Here is a 7,969-nt window from a genome sequence, read left to right on the forward strand (position 1 = left end):
GGTACGAGGGCGAGACGGTCATCCGCAACGCGTCCTCGAACTACATGGTGCAGGACCTGTGCTTCTTCCTCGAGAAGCTCGGCGTGCGCATCGAGGGCATCGGCACGACGACCCTTACCGTCCACGGCCGCGCCACCATCGACGTCGACGTCGAGTACTCGCCGAGCGAGGACCCCATCGAGGCGATGAGCCTCATCGCCGCGGCGGTCGTGACCGACTCGGCCATCACGATCCGCCGCGTCCCGATCGAGTTCATCGAGATAGAGCTCGCGACGCTCGAGGGCATGGGGATGAAGTACGACCTCTCCGCCGAGTACACGTCCGCCAACGGCAAGACGCGCCTCGTCGACCTGACGACGATCCCCGGCCCGCTCACGGCGCCGACCGACAAGATCCACCCGATGCCCTTCCCGGGCCTCAACATCGACAACCTGCCGTTCTTCGCGCTCATCGGGGCCGTCGCCGAGGGCAGCACGATGATCCACGACTGGGTCTACGAGAACCGGGCCATCTACCTGACCGAGCTGACGAAGGTCGGCGGGCGCGTCCAGCTGCTCGACCCGCACCGGGTCATCGTCGAGGGCCCGACGCGGTGGCGCGCGGCCGAGGTCGTGTGCCCCCCGGCGCTGCGTCCCGGCGTCGTCATCCTCCTCGCCATGCTCGCGGCCCCCGGCACGTCGGTGCTGCGCAACGTCTACGTCATCAACCGCGGCTACGAGGACCTGGCCGAGCGCCTCAACCGCCTCGGCGCGACGATCGAGGTCTTCCGCGACATCTGAGCCGGACACGAGCCGGCCCCGGGCGGCGCGCAACCCTTGCGTCCTCCGGGGCCGGTGTTACACCGAGCCTCGGGAGCCGGCTGGCCCGGCGCCCGAGCGGTCAACAACCCGACCGCTCACGACACTGGAGTCCAGCATGCGTCGCACCGCCAGCGCTCTTGCCGCAACCCTCTGCGCCGTTGCCGTCGGGCTGGAGCAGCTCGGTCTCTGACGCAGCACGTCGGGCACCTGCAGCCGCCTCCCCGGCGGGTCACAGATGCCCGACCTAGCGTCGACGCATGAGGACTCGCGCGTCCCTCGCCGCCGTCGTCGGCCTCGGGCTCGTGCTCGCCGGCTGCACGGGCGGTTCCCCGGCCCCGACGCAGGCCCCCCAGGGCGGGACGGTCAGTACCCGGACCAGCACGAGCGACCCGCCGACGACCAGCCCGTCCTCGGGCATGCCGTCCGCCGGCCCCACGCATACGGCCACGCCGTCCCGGCCCGCCTCCTCTGCGCGCGCCTCGACGAGCACGAGCGCCCCGACGCCGGCGAGCTATCGGGTCCAGGTCGTCCACCGGGGCGCCGACCATCCCGACGACCTGGTGCTCGACCCGTCGGGCGCCCTCCTCTACAGCGACTACGCGTTCGGCACCATCAGCCGGCTCAATGCCGACGGCTCGGCGACCGTCCTGCACCGAGGGCTGCCCGGCCCCGAGGGCATGGTGTTCCTGCCGGACGGGAGCATGGTCGTGGCCGAGGAGGACGCGAACCGGCTCGTCGAGTTCCGCCCGGGCCAGTCGACGCCGACCGTCCTCGCCGCCCTGCCGGGCACGTCCGTCAAGGCGACGTGCCACCAGGGCGTCGACGGGATCGGGTGGGACGCGACCACCAGCACCCTCGTGGTCCCCGACCCGGTGACCGGCACCATCTACCGGTTCTCGCCCGACGGAGGGTCGCGGACCGTCCTCGCGAGCGCGTTCGTCCACCCCGTCGGCGCCGCCGTCGGTCCGGACGGGGACGTCTACGTCGCCGACGAGTGCGGCGGTGGAGTCTGGCGGCTGGGTCCGGGGGGCTCGCGGGTCCGCGCAGCGGAGGCCGCCATGCCGGACGACGTCGCCTTCGACGCCGTTGGCAACCTGCTCGTGACCGACGTGCGGCACACCCGCCACGACGTGCTGCGCTGGCCCGGTGGTGGGGGCCCCTCGACCGTCCTCGTGAGCAGCGGCCTCATCGAGCCCCAGGGCCTGCTCGTCACGCCCTCGGGCGCCCTCTACGTCGCCGACGACCAGGCCCGGGTCATCCTCCGGATGACGCCCGCCTGACGACTCCGGCCCGACGCTCCTTCAGCCCGACGCCTGGCTGCAGGCGTCCGGCTGAAGGGCGCGGCCTGAAGGCGTCGGCGCTGCCTAACGCCGATACTGCCTCCAGATGAGCTTGTGCACCCCGAGATGCTTCGGCAGGGTCCGCAGTCCCGGGATCCACGGGATACAGACGAACCCGATGCTGAGCAGGATCATCAGCGCCCACACCTGCACGTCGGCGTTGTCGGACGTCGAGAACGGGGGCACCTGGTACCAGAGGGTGTAGAGCCACAGCCACGGCTGGCCGGGATAGTTGCCGGTCTCGTTCATGATCCCCCACTGGTCGCCGCCGAGGTTCTGGGCGCGGGCCTGGTCCTCGAGGTGCGAACCGTCGGCCAGCAGGAGCAGCGGCTTGGTGCTGTTGACGCCGAAGAAGCTGGTCCTCGACGTCAGCAGGCCCTCCAGCGCACCGCTGGATGCGAGCGCCAGCACCCCCTGCGCCAGGACCGGCACCGGGCCGTAGTCACCGGTCGCCACCTTGGCCGGGTCGCCGTCGGGCGCCTTGCCCAGGGCGTCGGAGTAGGCCTGCGCCCACTTCGTCTGCTGGTCCGGCGTCGCGGCCGACCATCGACGCAGGGCCGCTGCCACGAGCGGCTGCGACGAGAGCGTGCGCAAGGGGGTGATGACGAAGTCGTTGGCGGAGTCGACCGGCTCCGTGACGCCGGGGAGCTTCTGCAGGTTGACCGGGCCGAGGGTCTGGCCGTCGGCCGCGGTGTTGTAGGGCGGCCCGTAGCCGGCTGAGGTCGTGGTGCCGGCCAGCTCGCCGGTTGCCGTGGCCACCACGTCGTTCGGCGCCTGCTGGGCCCACTGCTGCAGCGAGATCGCCGGGTCGTCGGGTGAGGAGAAGACGATGGCCGCGACGAGGGTCAGCACGAGTATGACGCCCAGCGCGATGACGAACTCCTTGACGAGGTCGTAGCGCCGGGTCGGGAAGTCGTGCGAGTCGGGCGCCCACGTGGCGCTCCGTCGCTGGCTCCGGGGAACGCGTACGGCGGTCATGGCCTGACCCCCGTTCCCGTGCGAGTGCGCTGCGGGCGGCTGTCCTCAGGGGCGGACGTGGGAGCGGGGCCCGTGGGTGCCGAGCTCCCAGGCGGTGCCGAGGGCAGCGGCGACTCCGGCTGCACGACCTCGGCGGGTGCCTCGGCGCCGATGGGCGGCACCACGCCACGGCGCCGAACCAGGAGCAGGTGGAGGCCGACGATGACCCCGACGACGAGCGGCAGGAGCGAGACGTGCCACAGCACCATCTGCCCCACGTTCATGACGTTGAAGTAGGCGCCGATGCCGGCGGCGTTGAGCCCGTCCTTGGCCTGGGTGCTGATCCACTGGGAGTCGAAGTTGGTCTGGATCAGGTAGCCGGTGAAGGCGGTGCCCAGCGAACCGAAGAAGGCCAGGGCGCCGGTGGCCCACGTGAGGCCACGGTGGCCGCGCCACGCGGCCATGAAGAACTTGCCCCACAGGTGGATCACCATCGTCGCGAAGAACAGCTCGACGCTCCACAGGTGCATGGAGTTGATGAACCGTCCCACGGAGCTCGAGTGCCACCACGTCAGGCCGCCGAGCGTGAGCACCAGACCCGACGCGATGACGACGACGAGGCTTGCCAGGCAGGCGACGCCGAAGACGTACACCCACGAGGCCACGTATGCCGGCTGGCGGTCGGGCAGCCACTGCCCCTTGGGGACGAGCCCCTCGATCCACCCGCTCAGCCTGCCCGTCCACGTGGTGCGGGCACCCGCCGCGGGGCTCGGTGCGGGGCTCGACGGTGCTGCCCGAGAGCTCATCGGTCGTCCTCCCCCTGCGAGCCCGGGAAGGGCAGGAGGACCGCAAGGACGAAGACGAGGAGCATCACGAGGATCGTGACGAGGTTGGCGACCGTGACGGTGATGAAGCCCCACTGGACGACAGCACCTGCGGGCGTCGGCTCTCCTGCTGTGAAGAACACGGTGGACATCGAAGACCTCCTGGACGGAAGGAACTGTGAGTCGCCCCTGCACCAGTCGATCTACTACGTCTTGTCAGAGTAGGTCCGACACCGGCGGCCGGCGGGTGCATCGGCACATTTGCAGCCTCCTCACAGCCACGCCCCGATGGAGGGCCAGTCGGTTCGACGCCCACCGCGCCCTCCACACCACTTCGCGCGTTTTGTGTTCGGGGACCACACAGGTGCCGAGCAGTCGGCTCCCCTAGCCTTCCCGCATGCCCGGCGCCCGCGACGACGCACGCGACCCAGCAACCGACCGCCCCGGCCCAGGCCGGCGGGCGGTCAACGAACCGATCGACCTGAGCGGGCGCACGGCGCTGGTCACCGGCGCCGCGAGCGGCATCGGCGCAAGCGTCGCGCGGGCTCTCGCTGCTGCGGGCGCCACCGTCCACGCCGTCGACCGGGACGGGGACGGCGTGCGCACCCTGGCAGACGGCTCCGACCGCAGCGACGGTGCTGACGGGGGCGCCATCATTCCCGTGATGGCGGACCTCGCCGACCTCGACGGCCTCGCGAGCCTGCCCACCGACGTCGACATCCTCGTCAACAACGCCGGCATCCAGCACGTCAGCCCGGTGGAGGAGTTCCCGCTCGAGCGCTTCGACCTCATCCTCGACCTCATGCTCGTCTCACCGTTCCGCCTCATCCGCCAGTCCCTGCCGCACATGTACGCCCAGGGCTGGGGCCGCGTCGTCAACGTCTCGAGCGTGCACGGGCTGCGGGCCAGCCCCTTCAAGTGCGCCTACGTCACGGCCAAGCACGGCCTCGAGGGCCTGTCCAAGGTCGTGGCCCTCGAGGGTGGGCCGCGGGGAGTCACCTCGACGTGCATCAACCCGGCGTACGTGCGGACTCCCTTGGTGGAGAAGCAGATCGCTGACCAGGCCCGCACGCACGGGATCCCCGAGTCGGAGGTCGTCGCGAAGGTCATGCTCGAGCCGGTCGCGGTCAAGCGCCTCGTCGAGCCCGAGGAGGTCGCCGCCCTCGCCCTGTTCCTCTGCGGGCCGGCCTCGGCGTCGGTCAACGGCACGTCGTTCTCCATGGACGGCGGCTGGACGGCGCACTGAGGGTCCGGCCTCCCGACGAACTGCCTAGGATCTGCCCGTGGCCACGCACAGCCCTGCCGACGCGTCCGAGGACGTCCCCGAGGACCTCGGACGCGACCTCCAGCACGACCTCCCCCCGGTCCTCTCGGCGGTCCCGGACGACGGTTCGGAGGCCGGGCGGCTGATGCGGCTGCTCGAGCTGCTGGCGACCGACGCGCCGGTCGCCGAGGTCGCGGCGGCTCCCGCCCCGGCCGGCGCCCGCGACCTCGCGCTGCGCATCACCGCCTCCCGCGAGGTGCACCTGCACCGCGAGGCCGGCCTCGCCGCCCTGCTCGACACCGCCCGTGAGCTGGCCACCGAGCACGACCCTGCGCAGGTGCTCGACGCGATCGTGCGGCGCGCCCGCCGGCTCGTGGGCACGGACCTCGCGTACCTGACGCTCTACGACCCGGAGGCAGGCGACACCTTCATGCGCGCGACGGACGGGTCGGTGTCCGCGGCGTTCCAGTCGGTGCGCCTCGCCCTCGGTGCGGGCCTCGGCGGGCTCGTGGCATCGACGCACAAGCCGTACTGGACGGCCGACTACTGGTCCGACGAGAGGTTCCGCCACACGGCCGCGATCGACGGTGCCGTCGGCGAAGAGGGCATCATCGCGATCTGCGGCACCCCGCTCATCGTCGAGTCCCACTTCGTCGGGGTGCTGTTCGCCGCCAACCGCTCGTCCCGGCCCTTCACCCGTGAGGAGGTCGCGCTCCTCGGCAACCTCGCCACGCTCGCCGCGGTCACTCTCGTGCAGACCCGTGCCCTCGCCGACGCCGAGAACGCCCTGGCGCAGCTGTCGGAGGCGCACGAGACGGTGCGCCGGTACGCCGAGGGGATCGAGCGCGCGGCGGCCGCGCACGACCGGTTCGCCTCGCTCGTGCTCGGTGGCGGCGGCGTCGACGACGTCGCCCGGGCCCTGTGCGACCTCCTCGGTGGCTGGGCTGTGCTCGTCGACGAGGACGGCGCCCGCATCGGGACCGCCGGCCCGGCGCCGGAGCCGGGGTCGGGGCGCGTCGGCCTCCTCGAGGACCTCCTGTCCAGCGTCCCCGGCCAGGGCACCGGGCGCCTCGTCGAGCGCGAGGGCATGTACGTCCTGCCCGTCACGGCAGCGCGCGAACGGCTCGGGACCCTCGTCGTCGGCGGCCTCGGACGGCTGAGCGAGTCCGAGCAGCGGACCGTCGAACGCGCCGGCGTCGTCACGGCGCTCGTCCTGCTCTTCGAGCGGCAGGCCGCCGACGCGCGCCAGTCGGCACGCAACCGTCTCGTCTCGGACCTCGTCAGCGCCCGGGGCAGCCACGAGGAGCGACTCCAGCTGGCCCGCGCGGCCGGCCTGGACCCCAACCGTCCGTTCTGCCTGCTCGTCCTGCGGGGCGAGGACCCGCACGGCCACCGCGCCCTGCTCATCTCGGCGAGCGCGGCCACCGACGAGAGCGCGCTCGTGGGCTCGCACGACGGCGACGTCGTCGCCCTCGTGCCCGGCACCGACGCCGACGCTCTGGCCCGCGCCGTGGCGGCCCGCATCGGGCGGCGGACCTGCGTCACCGTGGCGGGCGTCGGGCCGCTCGAGGGCGTCGACGCCATCCCCACTGCCCACGAGGAGGGCGCTCGTACCGTCGGTGCGCTCATCGCTCTCGGGCACCGGGGCCAGGGCGCCGCGGCGACGCAGCTCGGCTTCGCCGGCCTCATCGTCGGCTCGGCACCGGACGTCGACGACTACGTGCACCGGCTGCTCGGCCCGGTCATCGACTACGACGAGCGACGCGGCACCGACCTGCTCGGCACGCTGGCCGCGTACTTCGCCGCCGGTGGCAGCCCCCGCCACGCCGCCGGCACGCTGCACGTCCACGTCAACACGGTGTCGCAGCGGCTCGAGCGCATCGCGGCCCTGCTGGGGGCGTCGTGGCAGCAGCCGGACCACGCCCTCGAGCTGCAGCTGGCGCTGCGGCTGCGAGCGCTCCAGTCCCCCGGCTGAGGCCCGCGCGGTCGAGGTGGATCGTCGCGCTCCGGCGCGCGGGGTATCACCTCGACCCGGGGCCGGTCGCGTCGGATGGAGGTGCGGCGTCGCGCGCCGGCGCGAGGTATCACCTCGACCGAGGGGCGACCTTCCGGCGTCAGGCCAGCCGGGGCTCGAGGTCGGCGACGACCTGGTCGGCGGTCAGGCCGAGCTCCTCGAGCACCTGCCCGCGCGAGCCGTGGTCGAGGAACCGTTTCGGGATGCCGTACGTGCGCACCGGCACGTCGAGCCCCGCCTCGCGCAGGGCCAGGGTCACCGCCGCACCGACGCCGCCGCTGACGAGGTTGTCCTCGACGACCGCGACCGTGCCGGCCCGCCGGGCCAGGTCGACGACGGTGTCGCTGACCGGCAGCACCCAGCGGGGGTCGACGACGCGGACCGTGCGCCCGTGCGCGGCGATCTTCTCCCCCACCTCGCCGGCGAGCCCGGCGAAGGCACCGACCCCGACGACGAGCAGGTCCACGGCCTCGCCGGCGTTCTCGAAGAGCACGTCGACGTCGCCGATCGTGCGCTCGGCCGTGAGCGGGTCGCCGACGTCACCCTTGGGGAAACGGATGACGGTCGGACCGTCGGACACGTCGAGCGCCTCGCGCAGCTGGCGTCGCACCTGCTCGCCGTCACGGGGGGCCGCGAGGCGCAGGCCCGGCACGACCGAGGTCAGGGTCATGTCCCACATGCCGTTGTGCGAGGCACCGTCGCTGCCGGTGACGCCGGCCCGGTCGAGGACGAAGGTCACTCCCGCCCGGTGGAGGGCGCAGTCCATGAGC

At 72.7% G+C, this 7,969-nt stretch carries 7 protein-coding genes and 1 pseudogene; 4 read left to right on the forward strand and 4 right to left on the reverse strand.

Annotated features, from left to right (window positions below):
* Positions 1-779 (forward strand): annotated as a pseudogene (locus ACPYOM_RS19510) (UDP-N-acetylglucosamine 1-carboxyvinyltransferase); the annotation flags it as partial.
* Between the two features lie 278 nt (positions 780-1,057).
* The gene (locus ACPYOM_RS19515; protein WP_481347223.1) at positions 1,058-2,080 is read left to right on the forward strand and encodes an NHL repeat-containing protein; all 1,023 of its coding nucleotides are present in this window, start codon (positions 1,058-1,060) and stop codon (positions 2,078-2,080) included.
* 84 nt (positions 2,081-2,164) lie between these two features.
* Here the strand turns inward: ACPYOM_RS19515 and ACPYOM_RS19520 are convergent, their stop codons facing one another.
* From ACPYOM_RS19520 to ACPYOM_RS19530, 3 genes are read right to left on the reverse strand one after another with little or no spacing between them, the layout of a single operon-like run.
* Positions 2,165-3,118: a hypothetical protein gene (locus ACPYOM_RS19520; RefSeq protein WP_481342630.1), complete on the reverse strand. Its 954-nt coding sequence runs from the start codon at positions 3,116-3,118 to the stop codon at positions 2,165-2,167.
* The gene (locus ACPYOM_RS19525) at positions 3,115-3,903 is read right to left on the reverse strand and encodes a cytochrome b N-terminal domain-containing protein (RefSeq protein WP_481347224.1); all 789 of its coding nucleotides are present in this window, start codon (positions 3,901-3,903) and stop codon (positions 3,115-3,117) included. Before ACPYOM_RS19525 ends, ACPYOM_RS19520 begins: the two co-directional genes overlap by 4 nt.
* Positions 3,900-4,073, reverse strand: coding sequence for a hypothetical protein (locus tag ACPYOM_RS19530; protein WP_481342632.1), 174 nt, complete (start codon positions 4,071-4,073; stop codon positions 3,900-3,902). Before ACPYOM_RS19530 ends, ACPYOM_RS19525 begins: the two co-directional genes overlap by 4 nt.
* Positions 4,074-4,318: 245 nt before the next feature.
* On the opposite strand from ACPYOM_RS19530, the gene ACPYOM_RS19535 reads away from it, so the two are divergent.
* Together ACPYOM_RS19535 and ACPYOM_RS19540 are read left to right on the forward strand one after the other, a co-directional pair.
* Positions 4,319-5,167, forward strand: coding sequence for a 3-hydroxybutyrate dehydrogenase (locus ACPYOM_RS19535; protein WP_481347225.1), 849 nt, complete (start codon positions 4,319-4,321; stop codon positions 5,165-5,167).
* A gap of 37 nt (positions 5,168-5,204) precedes the next feature.
* The gene (locus ACPYOM_RS19540; protein WP_481347226.1) at positions 5,205-7,160 is read left to right on the forward strand and encodes a helix-turn-helix domain-containing protein; all 1,956 of its coding nucleotides are present in this window, start codon (positions 5,205-5,207) and stop codon (positions 7,158-7,160) included.
* A 139-nt stretch (positions 7,161-7,299) separates the two neighbouring features.
* Here the strand turns inward: ACPYOM_RS19540 and ACPYOM_RS19545 are convergent.
* Positions 7,300-7,969, reverse strand: a 670-nt coding sequence (locus tag ACPYOM_RS19545; RefSeq protein ID WP_481347227.1) for a transketolase C-terminal domain-containing protein, incomplete at its 5' end; no start/stop codon positions are given.

It is taken from the genome of Monashia sp. HAY1-2A, from assembly GCF_056755315.1.

What these genes read in the sequence shown, in the direction of transcription:
- ACPYOM_RS19515 (WP_481347223.1), top strand. Translation starts at nt 1,058, where the DNA reads ATGAGGACTCGCGCGTCCCTCGCCGCCGTCGTCGGCCTCGGGCTCGTG.
- ACPYOM_RS19520 (WP_481342630.1), bottom strand. Translation starts at nt 3,118, where the DNA reads ATGACCGCCGTACGCGTTCCCCGGAGCCAGCGACGGAGCGCCACGTGG.
- ACPYOM_RS19525 (WP_481347224.1), bottom strand. Translation starts at nt 3,903, where the DNA reads ATGAGCTCTCGGGCAGCACCGTCGAGCCCCGCACCGAGCCCCGCGGCG.
- ACPYOM_RS19530 (WP_481342632.1), bottom strand. Translation starts at nt 4,073, where the DNA reads ATGTCCACCGTGTTCTTCACAGCAGGAGAGCCGACGCCCGCAGGTGCT.
- ACPYOM_RS19535 (WP_481347225.1), top strand. Translation starts at nt 4,319, where the DNA reads ATGCCCGGCGCCCGCGACGACGCACGCGACCCAGCAACCGACCGCCCC.